The sequence below is a fragment of the Devosia sp. genome (genome assembly GCF_041917035.1).
In the GTDB taxonomy this organism is placed as follows: Bacteria; Pseudomonadota; Alphaproteobacteria; order Rhizobiales; family Devosiaceae; genus Devosia_A.
Map to the genome: position 1 here is coordinate 1 of NZ_JAYRYM010000446.1, position 1,605 is coordinate 1,605.

The window sequence follows — 1,605 nt, forward strand, 5'->3', positions numbered from 1 at the left end:
CTGCGGCTGATCTTCGTGTGCTGTCACCCCGAGCTGCCGCCGGACGCGCAGATCGCCCTGACGCTGCGCGAGGTCTGCGGCCTCACCACCGAGGAAGTGGCCGCTGCGTTCCTCGCCACCCCGTCGGCGATGGCGCAGCGCATCGTGCGCGCCAAGGCGCGTATCCGTGACCTGGCGCTGCCCTACGCGGTCCCCGAGCCGGACGCCTGGGCCGGCCGGCTCGATGCGGTGCTGCACGTCATCTACCTGATCTTTTCGGAGGGCTACGCTGCATCGCAGGGAGAGGCGGCGATCCGCGCCGAGCTCTGCACCGAGGCCATCCGGCTCGCCCGGGCGCTGGTCGAGCTGACCGGCGCCGCCGATGCCGAGGGCCTGCTCGCGCTGCTGCTGCTGCAGGACGCGCGCCGTGCCGCCCGCACCGGCAGCGACGGCGGCTTGATTCTGCTCGATGACCAGGATCGGCGCCTCTGGGACCGGGACCGGATCGAGGCCGGCCTGGCGCTGGTCCGCACCGCCTTCGCCCGCCCGCCGCTCTCGGCCTACACCATCGAAGCGGCGATCGCCGCCGAGCACTGCCGGGCCGCACACCCGGGGGCGACCGACTGGGCCGCGATCGCCGCGCTCTACGACCTGCTGCTGCGCGCCGACGGCTCCGCCATCGTCCGGCTCAACCGGGCCGTGGCGATCGCCATGCGCGACGGGCCGGCGGCCGGTCTTGCCCTGATCGAGCCGCTGCTGGCCAGCGGCGAACTCGACGGCTATCGCTATGCGCACGCCGCACGCGCCGATCTGTTGCAGCGGCTGGGCCATTCCGCGGCGGCGCTTTCGGCCTACCGCCGGGCCCTCGCGCTCACCCGGCAGGCGGCAGAGCGCCGATTCCTCGAGAGCCGCATCGCCGCGGTATCCGGGGAAGCGCCCTAGCCACGGCCCCCGAGCCGTGCCGGAATGTCCCGGAAGGCCGCGACGACCTCGAGATAGGCGGCGCGCTTGAACGGCACGATCAGGTCCGGCAGCGCCGCGAGCCGCTCCCAGCGCCAGCGGTCGAATTCCGCCGGATGCCGGCCGCCGCCCGGGCGGGTCACCTCGATCTCCGCCTCCTCGCCGAGGAAGCGGAAGGCGAACCAGCGCTGCCGCTGGCCACGATACTTGCCCTTGAGCGCGATGCCGAGCGCCGCGTCGGGCAGGTCGTAGTGGATCCACCGGGGCGCCTCGGCGATCAGTTCGACCGATCGGATCGAGGTTTCCTCGTAGAGTTCGCGCAGCGCGGCGTCATACGGAGCCTCGCCCTTGTCGATGCCCCCCTGCGGCATCTGCCAGGGAGCGCCGGTATCGGCGGGCGCCTCGGCATCGTCCTCGGGCTTGCGGCGGCCGATGAACACCAGCCCGTCGCCATTGAACACCGCCGTCCCGACACAGTCCCGATACGGCATCTTCTCGCGGTCAGCCATTCTGGTCCTTCATCAGTGCGCTCACCGGCACCAGCTCGATCCCCTTGTCGGCGAGCCCGCGCGCCCATTCGGCCACCGTGTCGATCGACACCGGCAGGGCCGAGACGATGCCGATGGCGCTGCCCGATGCCTGCGCCTCGGCTTCGAGCGCGGCGAG

Annotated in this window: 3 protein-coding genes; 1 reads left to right on the plus strand and 2 read right to left on the minus strand. The window is 72.5% G+C overall.

Going from position 1 to position 1,605, the window contains the following annotated elements; genetic code table 11:
- Positions 1 to 921: RNA polymerase sigma factor (locus ACE3TU_RS22155; protein WP_374628016.1), on the plus strand; the 921-nt coding region annotated here is incomplete at its 5' end.
- On the opposite strand, the gene ACE3TU_RS22160 is transcribed toward ACE3TU_RS22155, so the two are convergent.
- Both ACE3TU_RS22160 and ACE3TU_RS22165 read right to left on the minus strand, forming a co-directional pair.
- Positions 918 to 1,448, minus strand: coding sequence for an RNA pyrophosphohydrolase (locus tag ACE3TU_RS22160; protein ID WP_374628017.1), 531 nt, complete (start codon positions 1,446 to 1,448; stop codon positions 918 to 920). The genes ACE3TU_RS22155 and ACE3TU_RS22160 overlap by 4 nt on opposite strands.
- Positions 1,441 to 1,605 (minus strand): divergent polysaccharide deacetylase family protein (locus ACE3TU_RS22165; protein ID WP_374628018.1); only part of this gene is annotated, 165 nt, incomplete at its 5' end. The genes ACE3TU_RS22160 and ACE3TU_RS22165, both read right to left, overlap by 8 nt.